Origin of the sequence: Pseudooceanicola spongiae, from assembly GCF_014899185.1 — a bacterium.
Lineage (GTDB): Bacteria > Pseudomonadota > Alphaproteobacteria > Rhodobacterales > Rhodobacteraceae > Pseudooceanicola > Pseudooceanicola spongiae.
On the sequence record NZ_CP045201.1, the window covers coordinates 3754115 to 3773912 of the forward strand.

Consider the following 19798-nt stretch of genomic DNA (forward strand, 5'->3'; position numbering starts at 1 on the left):
CGTGGGTTCGTATTGCGATTATCCGACGAGATTCCGCAGCGTCACGCAACGGTGAACTGCTGAATTTCACCACTCAGGCGATACGGAGGGCCTCAGGTGCCAGCTTCGCAGGCAGTCGCTGCGATATTGGCCAGCAGGCAGGCGGTGGTGACAGGGCCAACGCCGTCGGGCACATGGGTCACGGTCAGGTCAGGGCGCGCCAGCGCATCCGGCGCGACATCCCCGATCAGCCCCTCGGGCCCGCGATTGATCGACACGTCGAGCACCACAACGCCCGCGCGCAGATGGCCGGAGCGCAGCAGGCCCGGTTGCCCGGCGGCGGTGATCACCAGATCGGCCTTGGCGGTATGGGCCGCCAGATCGCGCGTGTCGGCATGGGTCAGCGTCACCGTCGCGCCCGCATCCAGCAGCAGCTGCGCCAAGGGCCGCCCGACGATGCGCGACGCGCCCACCAGCACCACCTCACGCCCGCGCAACGGCCCGGCGATGTCCTCGGCGATCAGACGGCAGGCCTGCGCGGTGGCGGGCGCACGGGCGGGCGCGCCGAGCGCCAGCAGCCCCGCGTTCATCGGGTGCAGCCCGTCGATATCCTTGGCCGCGCCAAGCGCCAGCGCCGCCTGCAAGGGCGCGATCCCACGGGGCAGGGGATAGAGCGTCGCCACCGCATCGACGCCCGCATCGCCGCCCAGATCGGTCAGCCGCGCCAACACCTCGGCCGCGCCGTAGCTCTCGGTCAGCAATGTGATACCGGTCGCGGCAGCGCTCTCGACCAGCCGCCGCCCATAGGCCGCCATCCCGGCATCAGCGCCGTCCAGCAGGACCACACAGCGCGGCGACCGGCCCAGAGCCTCGACCACGGTGCGTGTCTCTGCGTTCAGCCGCGCGGCGAGGGCGGTGCCCCGGTAGATCTCGGCCATGACGCGCCCCTCAGAAGGTTGAGGCGACATGCGCCGCACAGGTGCGCAACCGGCGGACCATATCGGCGCGCTCGGCACTGTCATAGCGCCCCTGCTCAAAGATGATCGACAGCGCGCCGGTGACAACGCCTCCCCCCAAGCCATCGCCCATGCCCGGCCGGAACACCGGCACGGCGAGCGAGGCCACATCCGAGACATATTCGCTCTCGGTCTGGGCAAACCCCTGCGCGCGCACCGCCTGCAGCACCTCGCGGAACCGGCTGAGGTCGGTCTCGGTGCGCTCTGTGAAGGCGGCGAAATCGGTGCCGCGCAGGATCTCCTCGCGGCGCGGCTCGTCGAGGTAGGCCAGAATAACCCGCCCGCTGGCGGTCGGGGCCAGTGGCACCCGTGACCCGATCGCGACCCGGTTTAGGGTGAATTTCGCGGGCAGGAAAGCATGGGCGATATAAACCGCGTCCGTGTCGTCCAGCATGGCAAAGGAGACGGATTCGCCGATCTCCTCCGCCGCGCCGCGCAGGATCGGCTGGATGATCTGGGGAATGCCGCGCCCCTCGATGAACCCCTGGCTGAGGCGCAGCACATGCGGCGTCAGCTCATACCGGCCGCGGTCACAGCTCAGATATCCCAGCTGCTCCAGCGTGCGCACAAGGCGGCGCGCGACGGCCCGGTTCAGGTTTACCTTTTCGGCAATCTCCGAGATGGTGATCGAGCGGTCCTTCGCGTCAAACGCCAGCAAGACCGTCAGCCCCTTGGCGAAGGTCAGCGAGATTTCCTTGTCGTTTTCGTTCAGCATCCGGGCTCCCTCAGGCGCGTGTCGCGCAGCAGGCTGGCTTTCGGATAGCGGCTTTGCCTGTTCGATAATAGACCATTTTGTCTTTGTCCGCACAAATTCAGGGCGGATTTCGCCGTTTGCCCTTGGCGGAACGGCGCATTTTTAGGCGGACACAACTGGGGTCTACCGATGCGAAACTGATTTAACAAACTGAAATAAATCAAGAAATCCTGTTTCATAGGCACCCCACCGGGCATTTTGCATCTTGACCCTGCGGTACAGCGGCGCAATCTATTTCGATCAAATGCTCGATTAACGAACAATGCAGGCGATCCGCGCGCTGCACCGTTCCCGGGCTTCCGACTGGCCAAGGCCTGACGCCCCCCTCGGGGCGGGCCCCATGCCGACAGCATATAAACGACGCAGGCGCCGATGCCCTTTACCCACTGGTCCTCTCTCAAAACCACCGATTTCGCCGCGATGGATGCCCGGGCGGCGGTTGCCCTGCTGCCCGTCGGTGCCACCGAACAGCACGGCCCGCACCTGCCGCTGTCCACGGATTCGGTGCTGGGCGAGGGGGTGGCGCTGGCCGCCGGGCCGCTGGTCACGCGCGCCGATGTCTATCTGCTGCCAACCATCACCTATGCCAAGTCCGACGAACACCTCAGCTATCCCGGCACCCTGACGCTGTCGTCGGAAACCCTGCTGGCGACGCTGGTCGAGATTGGCCGCAGCGTCGCGCGCGCTGGCATCCGGCGGTTGGTGCTGCTGAACGCCCATGGCGGCAATGTGCCCGTGCTGCAGATCGCCGCCCGCCGGTTGCGACTGGAAGAAGACATGCTCTGCGTCACCGCCGGCTGGATGGCCATGGGCTTTCCGCCGGGCCTTGTGTCCGAGCAGGAGCGCGCGGAGGGCATCCACGGCGGCTTTGTTGAAACCTCCGCCATGCTGCACCTCGCGCCCGCGCTGGTCGACATGACCGCGGCGCAGGATTTCACGCCCGCCTCTGCCTCGGTCGCGGCTGAGAATGACATCCTGCGCATGCTCGGCCCCGTCGGTTTCGGCTGGGTGTCCGAGGATCTGCACCCCGCCGGTGTCGCTGGCAACGCCGCCGCCGCCACGCCCGAGGCTGGCCGCGCCCTGATCGACCACGCCGCCACCCGCTACGCAACCCTGCTTGACGAAGTTGCCGCCCAGTCCCTGCCTGAGCGCCGCACGGGGGCGCGCCGCGTATGAGCCTGCCGACCCTTCCCGCCCGTGGTGATTATGTCCTGCGCAACGCGCTGATCCCGGCCTCCCTCGCCGAAGGTCTGCCGGGGCACGACTGCGCCTCGATGCTGCAAAACGGCCTGATCCTGACCGATATCGCCGTGCGCGGCGGCCGCTTTCACGCGCCCGACCCCGCCGCGACCCTGCCCGCGATCGACCTCGGTCAGCGCATCCTGCTGCCGCGCTTCGTCGATATGCACACCCACCTCGACAAGGCCTATACGGTTGAGCGGACGGGCTTTTCCCGCGATGGCCTGAGCTCGGCCGTCGCGCTCTGGTCCGCAGGGCAGGGCGCGCGCAGCGTGGCTGACGACATCGCCCGGATGGAACGCAGCCTGATCGCCGCCGAGGCCCATGGCACCCGCGCCCTGCGCACCCACCTCGACACCATCGGCCACCCCGACGACAACACCGGCTGGCAGGCCTACGGCGAGGTCGCGCCCCGCTGGAAGGGCCGGATTGAGCTGCAGGCCGTCGCCCTCACCGCGCTGTTCCGCGTGGAGGAGCCCGATTTCCCCGCCCGTTGCGCTGCCATTGCCGCGCGCGGCGGTATCCTCGGGGCCTTCATCGACCGGGGCGGCGCCACGCCAGCCCTGATGCAGCGGCTGCTCTCGGTCGCCGCCGTGCAGGGCCTCGACCTCGACCTGCACGTCGATGAAACCCTCGACCCCGCCGCCAACGGGTTGGAGATGCTGGCGACCTGGGTCCTGAAAACCGGCTTTCGCGGGCGCGTCGTCGCCGGGCACTGTTGCGCGCTGGCCCAGATGGCCCCGAGGGACCGGGATCGCGTCATCGCGCTGGTCGCTGAGGCCGGGATCGAGGTTGTCGCCCTGCCCGCCACCAACGGCTTTCTGCAGGACCGCAGCCCCGATCGCACCGGCCTGCTGCGCGGCCTCGCCCCGGTGCAGGAGCTTGCCGCCGCTGGTGTCCCGGTCTCCTTCGCCTCGGACAATGTGCGCGACGCTTTCTACCCCTACGGCGCCTATGACCCGCTTGAGGCCCAGCGCCTCGGCCTGTTCATGGGCCAGCTGGAGGGCGCGCCCGAGGAATGGATCGCCGCCACCACCGCCACCCCCGCCCGCGCCATGGGCCTAGCCGATATCGGCCGCCTCAAGGCCGGGGCCGCCGCCGATGCGGTGCTGTTTGATGCCCACGACTGGGCGGATCTGTTCAGCGGCACCGCGCTCAGCCGCTGCGTGCTGCACAACGGCGCGCCCCTGACGACCGCCCAGCCCGTCCTTGAAAGGGAGCCCGCCTGATGCCCGATCTCGCCACCTGCCGTGCCGCCCTTGCCGGGTTCGACGTCGATGAAAACCCCCGCTCGATCCAGCAGAAAAGCCGTGATTTCTACTGGTACAGCCCGATCCTGAAGGATCAGCTGGGCGCGGTCTGCGCCGATCTGGTCGTCTCGCCCCGCAATCAGGACGAGGTCATCGCGATCCTCGCGATCTGCCACGCCCATGACATGCCGGTCACCGTGCGCGGGGCAGGGACCGGCAACTACGGTCAGGCCATGCCGCTGGCGGGCGGCGTGGTGCTTCACATGAAACATATGACCGGCGTCGTTCATATCGGCGAGGATCACGTCATCGCCCAGTCCGGCGCCGTGCTGAAAGACCTCGAAACTACCCTGCGCGCTCAGGGGTACGAACTGCGCCTCTTCCCCTCGACCACCGCCACCGCCACCATCGGCGGCTTCATCGCCGGTGGTTCGTCGGGCATCGGCGCGATCCGTTGGGGCGGCCTGCGCACCCCCGGCAACATCCGCCGCATCCGCCTGATCACGATGGAGGCCGCGCCCCGTATCATCGACCTGACCGGCGAGGATATCTTCAAGGCCGCCCATGCCTATGGCGTCAACGGTGTCATCACCGAGGTCGAGGTGCCGATCGACCCCGCCTTGGACTGGGTCGATGCGCTGATCGGCACCGCCGATTTCGCCGCCGCCACCCGCCTCGCCTTCGCCATCGGGGCCGAGAGCAGCATCGACAAACGCATGATCTCCACCTTCGCGCCGGAAATCCCCGCACGCTACTTCAACCGCTATACCGAGTTCGTCACCCCCGGAGAGGCCGCCGTCGCCGTCATGGTCAGCCGCGACAGCCTGCCCGCGCTGACGGCTCTGATCGACGCCAACCCCGACGCCACGCTGCGCTTTCGCGCCGACCGCGACAAAGGCGAACGCCGCCTCACCGCGCTCTATGAATACGCCTGGAACCACACCACCCTGCGCGCGCTCAAGGTCGACCCGTCGATCACCTACCTGCAGATGATGCTGCCACAGGACACGATCTACGACTCCATCGCCCGGCTTGAGGCTGACTTCGGCGATGAGCTGGTGATGCATTTCGAGTTCACCCAGTTCTCAGGCCGCGTCGCCGCCGTGGCCATGCCGCTGGTACGCTATACCAGCGCCGCCCGGCTGGAGCAGCTGATTGCCCTGCTGGAGGCCGACTACGGCGTGACGGTCTTCAACCCGCACCGCATCACGCTGGAAGAGGGCGGCATGAAAAAGACCGACCCCGCCCAGCTGGACTTCAAACGACAGACCGACCCCAAGGGGCTGCTGAACCCGGGCAAGATGATTGCCTGGACGGATCCGGACTGGGTTCCGGAACCGGGCCGCGCCTTCCTGTTCACCCATTAGATCCGGGGCGCGCCAGCCGCACGGCGCGACGCCCCGCCCGGATGCCAAGACCATGAAAGCCGCAGTAAAATGAAAGTGCATGTGATCTACGCCCACCCGCTGGCCAATTCGCTGGCCTCCGCCCTGCACCAGACGGTGATCGAGGGGCTGACAGAGGCGGGGCACGAGGTCGACGACCTCGACCTCTATGCCGACAACTTCGACCCCGTGCTGACCGCCGAGGACCGCGAAGAGTATCACGACATCTCCATCAACCGCCGCAAGGTGGCCTCCTATGTTGACCGCCTGACCACCTGTGACGCGCTGGTGCTGTGCCATCCGGTGTGGAACTTCGGCTGGCCGGCGATCCTCAAGGGCTACTTCGACCGGGTGTTCCTGCCGGATGTGTCGTTCAAGCTGACCGACGGCCAGCTCGGCCCCGGTCTGCGCAACATCAAGAAGCTGGCGACAGTCACGACCTATGGCTCGAAACGCTATCGCGCCATGTTTCTGGGCGATCCGCCGCGCAAGAACGCCACACGCTTTCTGCGCGTCGTCTGTGACCCGAAGGTCAAGGTGCAATACCACGCGCTCTACGACATGAACAACGTGACCCCGGCGCAGACCGCGGCCTATATCGGCAAGGTGCGCCGCGCCATGCAGACATTCTGACCGAGCCCAGGAGCAAGAGTTTGAGCGCAGATTTCACATCCACCACGGCCCCGCACAGTCAGGCCCCCGGGACAGAGGCGCAGGCGATGCCCGGCGGCAACGCCATCGTCTTCGACAACGTCTCGATGACCTTTCCCGACGGCACCGAGGGGCTCAAGGACGTCGACCTGGCCATTGCACCGGGTGAATTCGTCTCCATCGTCGGCCCCTCGGGCTGTGGCAAATCCACCCTGCTCAAGGTCGCCTCGGGCCTTGTCACCCACACGGGCGGCAAGGTCTGGGTGGACCGCGATCAGCTCGGCTATACCTTTCAGGATGCGACCCTGCTGCCCTGGCGCAAGGTCCAGGACAACGTCGAACTGCTGATGGAGCTGCGCGGCTTTCCCCCGGCTGAGCGGGCGCGGATCGCGCGCGAAAAGATCGACCTCGTCGGCCTGACGGGGTTTGAAAACCACTATCCCCAGCGCCTCTCCGGCGGCATGAAGATGCGTGTCTCGCTCGCGCGCTCGCTGGCGCTGAACCCCGCCGTCTTCATGTTCGACGAACCCTTCGGCGCGCTGGACGAGATCACCCGCGAGCGCCTGAACGACGAGGTCATCGACCTCTACCAGCGCGAACAGTTCACCGGCATCTTCGTCACGCATTCGATCCCCGAGGCGGTCTACATGTCCTCCAAGGTCGTCGTCATGTCCGCCCGTCCGGGCCGCATACAAGAGGTCTTCGACGTGCCCTTCGCCTATCCCCGCAGGCCCGAAATGCGCTACCAGGCCGATTTTTCCGAACTCTGCGGAGAGGTCTCCCTCTCCCTGCGCCGCGCGATCGAGGGATGACCATGCCTGACACTCTGGCCCAAAACGCCGCCCCCGCCAACGCCGCGCGCGGCACCGCCCGCAAGGCCAATATCGAGGCGCATTCCGCCGTGCCGATCCCGACACCGCCGGGCCTCGCGCATAAGCTGCTGACCTCGCTGGTGCCGCCGATCCTCGCCGGTATCCTCGTCATCCTCCTCTACGCGATGGTGCGGTCCAGCCTGCCGCCGCACCGCCAGTTCCTGATGCCCTCGGCGCAGGGCCTCTGGGACCTCGCCTTCGCCGTGCCGGGCTTTGTGCCTGAACTGCTCAGCCGGTCGGTCACCACCATGGCCATCGCCGTCACCGGCCTTGCGCTATCGATCTCCTTCGGCTGCCTGATGGGCATCGTGATGTTCCGCTTCCTGTTTCTGGAAAAGGCGATCTTTCCCTACCTCGTGGTGCTGCAATCGGTGCCGGTGCTGGCCATCGTGCCGCTGATCCAATCGGCGCTTGGCTTCGGCTTCATGCCCAAGGTGCTGATCGTGGCGCTGTTCACCTTCTTCGCCGTCCCCACCACGCTGCTGCTGGGGCTGAAGTCCGTCGACAAGAACATCCTCAACCTGTTCAAGCTGCAGGGCGCGACATGGCGCACCACGCTCATCAAGGCCTGCCTGCCCTCGGCCGGGCCAACGCTGTTTGCCGGCTTTTCGATCTCCGGCAGCCTCGCCGTCATCGCAGCCATCACGTCCGAGCTGTTCTTTCTCTCGGGCGAGGGCGGCCTTGGCCAGCTGCTGATGAATTCCAAGATCGACTTCAAGTACGAGCAGATGTACGCCGCGCTGATCGCCGCCTCGGTGCTGTCGATCGCCGTCTACCTGTTCTTCAAGTGGCTGGGAAACCGGCTGTTCTCTCACTGGCACGAAGCCTCTGAAAAGCGGCAGTGACGCCTGCCGCCGATACCCAGCCGCGCCTCAAAAAGCGGTATTTCCTCCACTCCCAACCAACAGGGTGACCCATGAAAACCACGCTCAAATCCGCCTCTCTCCTGGCGCTGATGGCCGCCGCCGCCAGCCCCATCGCCAGCCCCGCGCTCGCTGGTGATTTCGCCAACACCGCCTATACGACGCCGCTGGCCGATGTCTGCCCGGCGACGCTGTCGATCCAGCTCGACTGGCTGCCACAGGCCGAACAGGGCGGCATCTGGCAGATGATCGGCGCTGGCGGAGAAATGACCTCCGGCGATTATACCGGCCCCCTCGGTGCCACCGGCATCAACCTGAAGATCCTGTCGGGCGGCGGTGGCATCGGCCTCGGCGATGGCGAAACCGCCTATTCGGCGCTGTTCACCGGGAACTCCAAGGCGGGCCTCACCCCCGACCTTGGGTATCAGGAGCTCGACAACGCCTTCATCTTCTCCAAGCGTTTCCCCACCGTCGGCGTCTTCGCCCCGCTCGACGTCGCGCCGACCGTGCTGTTCTGGGATCAGGCGACCTATCCCGACGGCTTCGGCTCGATTGAGGATCTGACCACGCTGGCCGAAAACCCTAAGGCCAAGGCCTATGTCTCGACCGTCGGGCGCACCTTCGGCAAGTACCTCGTCGATGCGGGCGTGCCCAAGGATCTGTTCGTCGAGGGCTATCGCGGCGATGGTGAAAACTTCGTCACCCACAATGGCGAATGGCTGAACCAAGGCTTCGTCACCTCCGAGGTCTACAAGTTCGAAAATGGCCTGAACTGGGCGAAACCCATCGGCTTCCTCAAGATCGACGATCTGGGCTATCGCAACTACACCGGCATGGTCTCGGTCGCGAAATCCCGGCTCGCGGAAATGACTCCCTGCCTGACCAAGCTCGTCCCCATCATGCAGCAGGCCGCCGTCGACTACGCCACCGATCCGGCGGAAACCAACGCCACCATCGTGGCCTTCAACGACGCGGGCATGGCCACCTCCTGGTGGAAGACAGAGCCCGCGCTGATGGCCTATGCCGCCGAAACGATGGTCGCTGAGGGCATCATCGGCAATGGCCCGAACGCCACCGTCGGGGATTTCGACATGGACCGCGTTGCCGAAATGCTCGAGATCGTGCGCCCCAGTCTGGACGAACGCTCCGAGGCGGATGTGAACGGCGACATGGTTGTCACCAACCAGTTCATCGACCCCTCCATCGGCCTGAAATAATGGCAAACCTGCACAGCGACGGCACGGCTGTCTGTCTCGATGGCGATGTCCTTGCCGCAACGCTGCGCAGGCAAATGGCCGCGCGGGCCACGCGTCTGCGCGCCATCGGCGTCACGCCGAAATTGGCCACCGTGCTCGTCGGGGACAACCCGGCGAGCGCCTCCTACATCGCCCGCAAACACGCCGACTGCGCCGAGATCGGGATCAAGGCGACCGACATCCGCCTGCCCGCCAAGACCTCTCAGGCCCAGCTGCTGGCCCATGTTGCCGCGCTGAACGCCGATCCGCTGGTGCATGGGCTGATGGTGCAACTGCCCCTGCCTGCGGGTCTGGACGATGACGCGGCGCTTGCGGCCGTCGACCCGGCCAAGGATATCGACGGGCTGCATCCGGAAAACCTCGGGCGGCTGCTGGCGGGCACGCCCGGCCTGCTGCCCTGCACCCCGCACGCCATCTGGCAATTGCTGCGCCATCACCAAGTGCCGCTGAAGGGCGCGAAGGTCGCGATCATCGGGCGCGGCCCGCTGGTCGGGCGGCCGCTGTCGATGCTGCTGTCGATGCGCGGCATTGATGCCTCGGTGACGCTGCTGCACTCTGCCTCGCGCGACATTGCCGAGGCGACACGCGCCGCCGATGTCGTCATCGCTGCCCTTGGCCGCCCCGGATTTGTCACCGCCGACATGGTGCGCCCCGGCGCCGCCGTGGTCGGCGTCGGCATCACCTATGGCGATGGTTGCAGTATGGTCTCGGACGTCGCCGAAGATGTCGCCAGTGTCGCCGGTCACGTCACCCCGCCACATGGCTCGGTCGGTCCGCTGACCCGCGCGGCACTGCTGCAGAACCTGCTTGAAATTGCCGAGCGGGGCCTGCCCGGATAGGGCAGACCCCGCCAAAATCGCACCGTTCACTTACCGACGGAATACCGACCGGATACCGACATCCCGATTTCGGCCGATTTGGGGTATTCCGGTAGTCCGCCGGGCTATTTTGCGCCCTCGGAGGCCATTTCGGCCAGCGTCACGCAAAGCTCGGTTGCCGCCGCCATATCCTGCACCGAGATCCACTCCAGCGGGCCATGAATGCACTGCATCCCGGTGAACAGATTGGGCGTCGGCACCCCCATTTCGGTGAGGCGGGAACCGTCCGTCCCGCCCCGGATCGGCAGCGAAACCGGCTCCACCCCCAGCTTGCGGGCAGCGGCGCGCGCCAGATCGACCGGAGTCATGTCCTCCTCCAACCAATACCTCATATTGCGGTACTGAGGCCGGATATCACATGTGATGGTAGCCCGAGGCTCGGTCGCGGCGACAGCATCACAGACCTTGCGCAGCAATTCGCCCTTCTCGGCCAGCCCCTCGCGTTCAAAATCGCGCAGGATCAACCGGATCACCATCTCCGACGATCCGCCCTCCATATCGGTGGCATGGATGAAGCCTTCGCGCCCGTCAGTGACCTCTGGCGTCATGGTCGCCTGCGGCAGAGTCGCGATGATCTTGGCGGCAAGGTGGATCGCGTTCACCATCTTGTCTTTGGCGGTGCCGGGGTGGATCGACACGCCCTGAATCGTCACCTTCGCCTGATCCGCCGAGAAGCTCTCATAGACGATCTCGCCGACCTCAGCGCCGTCGAAAGTATAAGCGAAATCAACGCCTAAGTCGGCAGGAAGCGCCGCATCGACACCGCGCCCGATCTCTTCATCCGGGGTGAAAGCGACGCGGATCGGGCCGTGCGGGATGTTGGGATTGGCCAGCAGATGGCGCGCTGCGGTCATGATGATCGCCACGCCCGCCTTGTCATCCGCCCCCAGCAGGGTCTTGCCGGAGGCGGTGATGATGTCATGCCCCTGCTTGCGCGCCAGATAGGGAAACGCCTCGGGCGAGAGCACCAGATCGGGGTTGTCGGGATAGGTGATATCGCCGCCGTTATAGCCGCGCACGACCCGCGGTTTGACGCCGGTCGCATTGAACTGTGGCGCTGTATCGACATGCGCCAGAAAGCCGACAGCCGGCCCCGGAGCAGTGCCGGGGATCGTCGCCAGAACCACGCCATAGGACGTCAGCGTGACGTCCTGCGCGCCGATCTCCTGCAGCTCCTTGTGTAGCAAATTCAGCATGTTGAACTGAATGTTCGTGCTCGGCGCCGTGGGCGAGCTTTCGTCGCTCTGGCTGTCGATGACGGCGTAGCGGACCAGTCGGTCCTCCAGTTCCTGATCGAATGGGCGTTGCATCTGACCTCCTTTAATTTGCCTCAGAAAGGGGGCAGGGGCGGTCAGTGTCAAGCCATCCGCCGGCATCTTGGCGCTTGCCGCGTCAGTAGTCCGGGCAGCTGCCTGTTGCCGCCTCAAACGGGCGATCCGTCTTCGCCAGAGTGCCGCTGACAATGCGGATGGGGAGGAACGGCGGGACATCCTGAATGCCGGGGCTCACTGCGGAGATCAGATAGCACCCGGCATAGACCTGCGTGCTGCCATCCGTTCCCACCGCTTCGATCACAGCGGGAATCTGGGTGTAAATGGTGCCGGCCGCCCCTTCGGTGAGCGGTTCGCCCAGTCGCAGAGTGACGCTCTGCGTCTCGGCATAACCGGCCTTGAAACTGTCGTAGTCGCCGATCCTGTCGGGGTCGAAATAGCTGTAAGCCCTAAGATATTGTTGGGAATTTATCGCGTTATAGAGCGACTCCACCACAGCGGAGGGAGAGGAGCGATCATCAAGATAGCTGGGGTCTGCCTGCGCGCTGAGCGGCACAATCGCAGTGGCGAGGATCATCAGAATGCGTGTCACGGGGGTATCCTTCCTGTCCGTGTGAAACGCCCGTGGGTGCCAGCGGTTCCCAAGTCAGGCGAAGGGCTTGCCCCCCTCGCCTGCCTGGGCTGCGCCTCTATCAGGCGGTCGCCGCCGTCAGACCCTGATCAAGATCCGCGATGATGTCGGCCACATCCTCGATCCCGATCGAGATGCGCACGACGTTCGGGGCAGCGCCCGCCTTGACCTGCTGGGCTTCGTCCAGCTGGCGGTGCGTGGTCGAGGCCGGGTGGATGATCAGGCTGCGCGTGTCGCCAAGGTTGGCAACGTGGCTGAGCAGATTGAGGCTGTCCACCAGCTTGACGCAGGCATCATACCCGCCCTTGACCGCAACGGTGAACAGCGCGCCTGCGCCTTTCGGCACGATCCGCTGCGCCCGGTCATGCCAGGGAGAGGAGGGCAGGCCAGCATAGGTAACCGCCTCAATCCGTGGATCTTTTTCCAGCCACTCCGCTACAGCCTTCGCGTTTTTCACATGGCGCTCCATGCGCAGGCCCAGCGTTTCGATCCCCATCAGCGTGTAGTGCGCGCCCTGCGGGTTCATCGTCATGCCGAGGTCGCGCAGGCCCACGGCGATGGAGTGGAAGGTGAAGGCCATCGACCCCAGTGCCGCATGGAAGGTCATGCCGTGATAGGCGGGTTCGGGCTGCGACAGCGACGGGAACTTGTCCGAGGCGGACCAATCGAACTTGCCCGAATCCACCACGACGCCACCGGTCACGGTGCCATTGCCGGTCAGGTACTTGGTGGCCGAATGCACCACCAGCGTCGCACCATGGTCGATGGGGCGGCACAGCCAGGGTGTGGCGGTGGTGTTGTCGACGATCAGAGGAATGCCTGCCTCGTCCGCGATCTTTGCCAGCGCGTCGAGGTCCGAGACATAGCCGCCGGGATTGGCGATCGTCTCGCAGAACAGGGCGCGGGTGTTGTCGTCGATGGCGGCTTTGACGGCGTCCAGATCGTCGGTGTCGACGAAGGTCGCGGACCAGCCGAAGCGGCGGATCGTCTGGCTGAACTGGGTGATCGTGCCGCCGTAGAGGCGCGAGGACGAGACGATGTTGCATCCCGGTGCCATCAGCGGAAACAGTGCCATGATCTGCGCGGCATGGCCCGAGGAACAGGCGATGCCGCCCGCTCCGCCCTCCAGCGCCGTGACGCGGTTCGCCAGTGCGGCGACGGTCGGATTGGTCAGTCGGGAATAGATATAGCCGACCTCTTCGAGGTTGAAGAGCCGCGCCGCGTGATCCGCATCCCGGAACACATAGGACGTGGTCTGGTAGATCGGCACCTGACGCGCGCCGGTGGCGGGGTCAGGCTCGGCGCCAGCATGGACGGCAAGGGTGTCGAATCCAAGGGTATTGTCTGTCATGAAAAATCTCCTCCTTCAGCTGTGTCACGGTATGGACTGGGCACCGTTGCGGCAATGGCGAAACCGAGGTTTTTCGCGCGACAGTGCCAAGGTGATTTTGCCTTGGGCGCTCAGGGCGCGCGCGCGCACAGTGGCCGAAGATCCGGCTGAAACGGCGCCGCTCACGAAACCTGATCTGGATCAGCGTGGCACATCCGAACCTCAGATAGCTTTGTGCAGACCCGCTTGCGCCGCCTCATGGCCCGGCCGGAAAAGGACAAAACCATGCCCCCACCCGACACCAAAGTGCCAGAGCCAGCAAGCCGGTTCCGGTTCCCCTCGGCCTATACCATCCTGTTCGCGCTGATCCTTGTGGTCGCGGCGCTGACCTGGGTGATTCCGGCAGGCCAATACGCGCGGGTCGCATCGGAAGCCTTGGGCAAGGATGTACCTGTCGCGGGCACCTACGCTGTGACCGAGGCCGATCCGCAGGGTGTGTTTGACATCATCCTCGCGCCGATTGCGGGCTTCTATGATCCCTCGAGCTATACCGCCAACGCCATTGATGTGGCGCTGTTCGTTCTGATGATCGGCGGTTTCATCGGCGTGGTGACCGCGACCGGGGCCATCGATGCGGGTATCAAGCGTGCCATGACCCGGCTGAAGGGCCGGGAAAAGTGGATGATCCCGATCCTGATGGGCCTGTTTGCCCTTGGCGGTACCACCGAGGGCATGGCCGAGGAAACGCTGGCCTTCTATGTCCTGCTGACGCCGGTGATGATCGCGGCGGGCTATGACGCGCTGACTGCCGTGGCGGTGATCCTGCTGGGCGCGGGGGTCGGTGTGCTTGGGTCCACCGTGAATGCATTTTCGACCGTCATTGCGTCGGATGCTGCGGGGGTGGCGTTCACCGATGGGCTGATGCTGCGGCTGGTACTGCTGGCGCTGACCTTCGCCGCCACCGTCGCCTATGTCATGCGCTACGCGGAACGGGTCAAGGCGGACCCATCCCGCTCGCTGGTCTTCGACCGCAAAGCAGCGAACGAGGCGCATTTTGGCACCGCGAGCCAGACCGCTACCGCCTTCACCGGCCTGCACAAGATCGTGCTGCTGCTGTTCGGCGCAACCTTCGGCGTGATGATCTGGGGCGTTTCCCTCGGCGGCTGGTGGATGGCCGAGATGAGCGGGCTGTTCCTGTTTGCGGGCATCGGCATCGGGCTGGTCGGACGTCTGGGCGAAAAGGGTCTGGTCGAGGCCTTTGTCGGCGGCGCGCGCGATCTGCTGGGCGTGGCGCTGATCATCGGCCTCGCGCGTGGCATCGTCGTGATCATGGATGCGGGCCACATCACCGACACCATCCTGCATTGGGCCGAGGGCACCGTCACCGGGCTGAACCGGATCGTCTTCATCAACGTGATGTACTGGATCGAGGTGGCGCTGTCGTTCTTCGTGCCCTCGACATCGGGCCTTGCGGTGCTGTCGATGCCCATCCTCGCCCCCGTCGCGGATTTTGCCGGGGTGGCGCGCAGCCTTGTCGTAACGGCCTTTCAGTCCGCCGAGGGCGTCGTCAACCTCGTCACCCCAACATCTGCCGTCGTCATGGGGGGGCTCGCCATTGCGCGGGTGCCCTATGAACGCTGGTTGCGCTTTGTCTGGCCGGTTCTGCTGGGCCTGACCGTTATCATCATGGCCGTCCTCAGTCTGGGCGTGCTGCTGCAAGGAACACCGACATGACCCTGACCTATGGCGTCCATTCCGAGGCGGGCAAGCTGCGCCGCGTCATGGTCCATACACCCGGCGCCGCAATGGCACGCCTGACACCCGCCAATTGCGCCGAGCTGCTGTTCGACGATGTGATCTGGGTCAAGCAGGCCCGGGTCGAGCATATGACCTTCGTCGATGCCATGCGCAGCCGCGGGGTCGAGGTGGTGCACATGCGGCAACTGCTGGCGGAAACGCTGGTCGACGTCGAGGCCCGCCGCTGGCTGTTGAACGCGCGCATCAACGACAACACCGTCGGCGTCGGCTTGTCCGAGGATCTGCTGGCGCATCTGATGGAGGTCAGCGCCGATCTGCTGGCCACCATCCTGATCGGCGGGATGAGCCGGGCCGAGTTGCCGGTGGCCGCAGGCGGCGTGCTGGCCCCGATGCTGGAGCCTGCCGATTTCATTCTACCGCCGCTGCCCAATCACATCTTCACCCGCGACACGACCTGCTGGATCTATGGCGGGGTGACGCTGAACCCCATGCACTGGCCCGCGCGGCGGCTGGAAACGCTGAACCTTGCCGCGATCTATCGCTTTCACCCCGATTTCCGGGCGGCGGGCTTTCCGGTCTGGTGGGGCGACCCGACGCAGGATCACGGCCCCGCCACGGTCGAGGGCGGCGATGTCATGCCCATCGGCAATGGCTGCGTGCTGATCGGCATGGGCGAACGCACCACGCCGCAGGCCGTCGGGCAGATCGCGCGCGGCTTGTTTGCCGGGGGCGGTGCCACCCGTGTCATCGCCTGCCAGTTCCCGAAATCGCGCAGTGCGATGCACCTCGATACCGTCTTCACCTTCTGTGATCGCGATCTGGTCACGGTCTTTGCCGAAGTGACCGACGCCATCCGCTGCACCAGCCTGCGCCCCGGCGACAATGGCGAGATCGTGGTGGAGGCCGAGACGAAGCCGTTTCTGCAGGTCGTGGCAGAGGCGCTTGGCCTGAAGGCGCTGCGGACCATCCCGACCGGGGGCGATGCCTATGAATCAGCGCGCGAACAATGGGATGACGCCAACAACCTGCTCTGCCTCGAACCTGGGGTCGTGGTCGGATACGAACGCAACACCTTCTCCAACACCCTGCTGCGCAAGGCGGGTGTCGAGGTCATCACGATCCCCGGATCGGAACTCGGGCGTGGACGGGGTGGGTCGCATTGCATGACCTGCCCGCTGATCCGCGACGCCATTTAACGGAGATCCCCATGCCACAGAACCTGCACGGACGCAGCTTTTTGAAGCTGCTCGACTTCACCCCGGACGAAATCCGGCACCTGCTGAGCCTTGCCGCGACGCTGAAGGCCGCCAAGCAGAGCGGCACCGAGGTGGCGCGCCTCAGCGGCAAGAACGTCGCGCTGATCTTTGAAAAGGACAGCACCCGCACCCGCAGCGGGTTTGAGGTGGCGGCCCATGATCAGGGCGCCCATGTCACCTACCTCGGCCCGACGGGCAGCCATATCGGCCACAAGGAATCGATCAAGGACACCGCGCTGGTGCTGGGCCGCTTCTATGACGGCATCGAATATCGCGGCTTTGGCCAGAGCGATGCCGAGGTGCTGGCCGAATTCTCCGGCGTGCCGGTCTTCAACGGGCTGACCGACGATTTCCACCCGACCCAGATCCTGGCCGATCTGATGACGATGCGGGAATTCAGCCACAAGCCTCTCTCCGACGTCGCGGTCTGCTTCATGGGCGATGCGGGCAACAACACCGGCGCCTCGCTGATGGTCGGGGCGGCGCTGATCGGCATGGATGTGCGCCTGTGCGGCCCGCAAAGCTGCTGGCCCGACGCCGCCCTTGTCACCCAGTGCCGCAGCATTGCCGAGGACACCGGCGCGCGCATCACCCTGACCGAGAAACATGCCGAAGGGCTTGAGGGCGCCGATTTCGTCTACACAGATGTCTGGGTGTCGATGGGCGAGGCGGAGTCGGTCTGGGCCGAGCGTATCGCGCTGCTGTCGCCCTATCAGGTCAGCACGGCGGCGATGGAAAAGACCCACAACCCCTACACCAAGTTCATGCATTGCCTGCCCGCCTTCCACAATCGCGACACCGAGGTCGGCGAGCAGACCTTTCAGACCTTTGGCATCGACTGCATGGAGGTGACGGACGCGGTCTTCAACTCCGCCGCTTCGGTGGTGTTCGATCAGGCCGAGAACCGGATGCACACGATCAAGGCCGTGCTTGTCGCCACGATGGGCGCCTAGGATGCGCGTGGTCGTGGCCCTTGGCGGCAATGCGTTGCTGCGGCGGGGCGAGCCGATGACACCGGCGGCGCAACTGGCCAATATCCGGATCGCGGCGACCGCGCTGGCGGACCTTGCCCGCGACCACGAAATCGTCGTGACCCATGGCAATGGTCCGCAGGTCGGTCTGCTGGCGCTGCAGGGGGCAGCCTATGATCCCGATACCCCTTGGCCGCTTGACGTGCTGGGGGCGCAAACCGAAGGCATGATCGGCTATCTGATCGAACAGGAACTGGCGAACGCCCTGCCTCTGGGCAGCCGGTGCACGACCCTGCTGTCCCGGGTTGAGGTGGACGCGAAAGATCCCGCCTTCGCCGCCCCCAGCAAACCAGTCGGTCCTGTCTATACGGCGCCAGAGGCGGCAAAGGCGGCCCGCGATCACGGCTGGAGCATGGTGACCGAAGCGTCAGGTGGCGCACGACGCGTGGTGCCCTCTCCCCCGCCTTTGCGCATTCTGGGCCTTGAGGCGATCACGCTGTTGCTGGAGGCCGGGCAGTGCGTAATCTGCGCAGGGGGCGGTGGCATCCCCGTCATGCGTGACGCAGGCGGAGCGATGATCGGAGTCGAAGCCGTGATCGACAAGGATCGCACTGCGGCGATGCTGGCCCGTGAACTGAACGCCGATGCGCTGTTGTTACTGACCGATGTCCCAGCGGTCTTTCTGCACTGGGGAACACCGCAGCAAAGCGCAATCGGGCGGACGACCCCTGCGGCAGTCGAGGGGCTTGATCTTGCCGCCGGTTCGATGGGGCCGAAGGTCGATGCCGCCGCAGGGTTCGTGCGCACCGGAGGGGGATTTGCGGGGATCGGCCTGCTGGGGGAGGCGCGATCCATCCTCGAAGGCCAGTCGGGGACGCGTATCTTGCCGGATCCGCGCTCAGATCAGTGAGAGATGCCTGTCGCGGCGTGACGCGGGTGCAGCTCATCCGGCTTGCCCGCGCGGCAAGTCTGCGCGTAGGCTTTGGCCAGAGACGCAGACCGTGCCCGCCAGAGCATCCGGTGGTCATGGCGCACCCCTTCAACCCCTGCGGAGGCCACAGTGTTTTCTGGTTTTGAGGAAATGGACGTCACGGTCCCCGGAGCGACGATCCACGCGAGGGTCGCAGGCCAGGGAGAGCCGGTTTTGCTCCTGCATGGTTATCCTCAGACCCATGTGATGTGGCATGTCATTGCGGAGGAGCTGGCGCAATCTCACCGTGTCGTCGTTGCGGATTTACGCGGCTACGGTCAGTCCATCGCTCATCAGGCGGATTTCACTTTCCGCGCCATGGCGCAGGATCAGGTGGCCCTCATGCGTCATCTGGGGCATGCGCGCTTTGATGTGATCGCCCACGACAGGGGCGCACGCACGGCGCACCGGATGGTGCTGGATCACCCTGAGGCCGTCCGCTCGATTGCTCTGGCCGATATTCTGCCAACGCTGGATGTCTGGCGCGTAATGGACGACTGGCTGGCGCGGAAATATTATCACTGGCTATTCCTGTCGCAGCCCGGCGACATGCCGCAGCGGCTGATCAACAGTGATCCGATCCTGTTTTTGCATTCCGCCTTGCTGGGGCTGTCCGGCGCGCCGGATGCCTTTCACCCGCAGGCTCTGGCGGACTACGAACGGGCCGCGCGCAATCCTGATGTCGTCGCGGCCTGGTGCGGCGATTATACGGCGGCGGCAACGACGGATCTGGATCATGATCGCGCGGATCTTGGACGCACCAGCCCGATCCCCTGCCTTATCCTGTGGGGCAGTCGGGGGGTGGTCGCGCACCACCTCGATCCGCTGGAGGCCTGGCGCGCATGGTTCCCCAAAGCGCAGGGACATGCGGTCGAGGCGGGGCATTTCCTGATCGAGGAACGCCCCAAAGAGGTGCTGACGTCCCTGATGCGGCACCTCGGACAGGTTTGAGGTCCCCTGTGGCGGTTGGGCAAGAGAGGGGCCGTTCCTGAGGTCAGGGATCGGCGATTCCGCCCGTGCCGATCTCGATGCTGTTGAGGTCGTCCAGCAAATCGAGGAGCTGGCTGTACTTATCCGGGCCGAAACGACTTCGGATCTGGTCGGTGATGCCACGGCTGACGGCGCTGTAGTCCGACAGGATCTGTGATCCGGCGGGGCAGATCGACACCACCTGACGCCGCCGGTTGCTCATGTCCTGCACGCGCCTGATCTGGCCCTTCTGGACCATCGCCTGCAAAAGCCTCGAGACCGAGGCGGGCTGCAGGCAGGCGGCTCTGGCCAGATCCTGCCCCGACATCGGCCCGGCCTCGTCCAGCACCCGAAGGATGCGCCACTGCGGCTCGCTCACCCCCGCTTCGGCCAGCATGCGCCGGATCGGGATGATGATACGCTCGCGTGCGCGCAACAGCGCGATCGGCAGGGATCGCCCTGTCGGAGAGAGCGAGGCGGGAGGCGGGTCTTTCGGCAT

At 65.5% G+C, this 19798-nt stretch carries 20 protein-coding genes; 13 read left to right on the forward strand and 7 right to left on the reverse strand.

Features of this window, described 5'->3' with window-relative positions; genetic code table 11:
* Window positions 1-92: 92 nt before the first annotated feature.
* From F3W81_RS17660 to F3W81_RS17670, 3 genes are read right to left on the reverse strand one after another with little or no spacing between them, the layout of a single operon-like run.
* Window positions 93-917, reverse strand: coding sequence for a bifunctional 5,10-methylenetetrahydrofolate dehydrogenase/5,10-methenyltetrahydrofolate cyclohydrolase (locus F3W81_RS17660; protein WP_193080644.1), 825 nt, complete (start codon window positions 915-917; stop codon window positions 93-95).
* A gap of 10 nt (window positions 918-927) precedes the next feature.
* Window positions 928-1710 (reverse strand): IclR family transcriptional regulator, encoded by a 783-nt coding sequence (locus F3W81_RS17665; RefSeq protein ID WP_193080645.1) that lies wholly within the window; start codon window positions 1708-1710, stop codon window positions 928-930.
* Entirely contained in the window at window positions 1704-1928 is a 225-nt protein-coding gene (locus F3W81_RS17670; protein ID WP_193080646.1) for a hypothetical protein, read from the reverse strand. The genes F3W81_RS17665 and F3W81_RS17670 overlap by 7 nt, the downstream gene beginning before the upstream one ends.
* Before the next feature lie 193 nt (window positions 1929-2121).
* Here F3W81_RS17670 and F3W81_RS17675 point away from each other — a divergent pair, with 193 nt between their 5' ends.
* The 8 genes from F3W81_RS17675 to F3W81_RS17710 all read left to right on the forward strand — a co-directional run bounded on the left by F3W81_RS17675 (window position 2122) and on the right by F3W81_RS17710 (window position 10104).
* A complete protein-coding gene (locus F3W81_RS17675) occupies window positions 2122-2925 on the forward strand; it encodes a creatininase family protein (protein WP_193080647.1) in 804 nt (267 codons plus the stop codon).
* Window positions 2922-4217: an amidohydrolase family protein gene (locus tag F3W81_RS17680; protein ID WP_193080648.1), complete on the forward strand. Its 1296-nt coding sequence runs from the start codon at window positions 2922-2924 to the stop codon at window positions 4215-4217. The genes F3W81_RS17675 and F3W81_RS17680 overlap by 4 nt, the downstream gene beginning before the upstream one ends.
* A complete protein-coding gene (locus F3W81_RS17685) occupies window positions 4217-5605 on the forward strand; it encodes an FAD-binding oxidoreductase (protein ID WP_193080650.1) in 1389 nt (462 codons plus the stop codon). The genes F3W81_RS17680 and F3W81_RS17685 overlap by 1 nt, the downstream gene beginning before the upstream one ends.
* Window positions 5606-5674: 69 nt before the next feature.
* On the forward strand, window positions 5675-6256 hold the full coding sequence (locus F3W81_RS17690; RefSeq protein ID WP_193080652.1) for an NAD(P)H-dependent oxidoreductase: 582 nt from the start codon (window positions 5675-5677) through the stop codon (window positions 6254-6256).
* Window positions 6257-6276: 20 nt separating this feature from the next.
* Entirely contained in the window at window positions 6277-7086 is an 810-nt protein-coding gene (locus F3W81_RS17695; protein ID WP_226941731.1) for an ABC transporter ATP-binding protein, read from the forward strand.
* A gap of 2 nt (window positions 7087-7088) precedes the next feature.
* Complete coding sequence (locus F3W81_RS17700; protein ID WP_193080653.1) at window positions 7089-7991, forward strand: ABC transporter permease; 903 nt, start codon at window positions 7089-7091, stop codon at window positions 7989-7991.
* A gap of 71 nt (window positions 7992-8062) precedes the next feature.
* Window positions 8063-9226, forward strand: coding sequence for a hypothetical protein (locus tag F3W81_RS17705; protein ID WP_193080655.1), 1164 nt, complete (start codon window positions 8063-8065; stop codon window positions 9224-9226).
* A complete protein-coding gene (locus F3W81_RS17710; protein WP_193080657.1) occupies window positions 9226-10104 on the forward strand; it encodes a bifunctional 5,10-methylenetetrahydrofolate dehydrogenase/5,10-methenyltetrahydrofolate cyclohydrolase in 879 nt (292 codons plus the stop codon). The genes F3W81_RS17705 and F3W81_RS17710 overlap by 1 nt, the downstream gene beginning before the upstream one ends.
* Before the next feature lie 104 nt (window positions 10105-10208).
* Here the strand turns inward: F3W81_RS17710 and pepT are convergent, their stop codons facing one another.
* The 3 genes from pepT to F3W81_RS17725 form a co-directional block, all read right to left on the reverse strand.
* Window positions 10209-11453, reverse strand: coding sequence for a peptidase T (gene pepT, locus F3W81_RS17715; RefSeq protein WP_193080658.1), 1245 nt, complete (start codon window positions 11451-11453; stop codon window positions 10209-10211).
* Window positions 11454-11535: 82 nt separating this feature from the next.
* Complete coding sequence (locus F3W81_RS17720; RefSeq protein ID WP_193080660.1) at window positions 11536-12006, reverse strand: hypothetical protein; 471 nt, start codon at window positions 12004-12006, stop codon at window positions 11536-11538.
* 100 nt (window positions 12007-12106) lie between these two features.
* Window positions 12107-13396: an O-acetylhomoserine aminocarboxypropyltransferase/cysteine synthase family protein gene (locus F3W81_RS17725; protein WP_193080661.1), complete on the reverse strand. Its 1290-nt coding sequence runs from the start codon at window positions 13394-13396 to the stop codon at window positions 12107-12109.
* Between the two features lie 264 nt (window positions 13397-13660).
* On the opposite strand from F3W81_RS17725, the gene F3W81_RS17730 reads away from it, so the two are divergent.
* The 5 genes from F3W81_RS17730 to F3W81_RS17750 all read left to right on the forward strand — a co-directional run bounded on the left by F3W81_RS17730 (window position 13661) and on the right by F3W81_RS17750 (window position 19281).
* On the forward strand, window positions 13661-15109 hold the full coding sequence (locus F3W81_RS17730; RefSeq protein WP_193080663.1) for a YfcC family protein: 1449 nt from the start codon (window positions 13661-13663) through the stop codon (window positions 15107-15109).
* Entirely contained in the window at window positions 15106-16329 is a 1224-nt protein-coding gene (locus F3W81_RS17735; protein ID WP_193080665.1) for an arginine deiminase, read from the forward strand. The genes F3W81_RS17730 and F3W81_RS17735 overlap by 4 nt, the downstream gene beginning before the upstream one ends.
* 11 nt (window positions 16330-16340) lie before the next feature.
* Window positions 16341-17342 (forward strand): ornithine carbamoyltransferase, encoded by a 1002-nt coding sequence (gene argF, locus F3W81_RS17740; RefSeq protein WP_193080667.1) that lies wholly within the window; start codon window positions 16341-16343, stop codon window positions 17340-17342.
* A gap of 1 nt (window position 17343) precedes the next feature.
* The gene (locus F3W81_RS17745; RefSeq protein ID WP_193080669.1) at window positions 17344-18270 is read left to right on the forward strand and encodes a carbamate kinase; all 927 of its coding nucleotides are present in this window, start codon (window positions 17344-17346) and stop codon (window positions 18268-18270) included.
* Window positions 18271-18420: 150 nt separating this feature from the next.
* Entirely contained in the window at window positions 18421-19281 is an 861-nt protein-coding gene (locus tag F3W81_RS17750; protein WP_226941732.1) for an alpha/beta fold hydrolase, read from the forward strand.
* Window positions 19282-19324: 43 nt separating this feature from the next.
* On the opposite strand, the gene F3W81_RS17755 is transcribed toward F3W81_RS17750, so the two are convergent.
* Entirely contained in the window at window positions 19325-19798 is a 474-nt protein-coding gene (locus tag F3W81_RS17755; protein ID WP_193080671.1) for a MarR family transcriptional regulator, read from the reverse strand.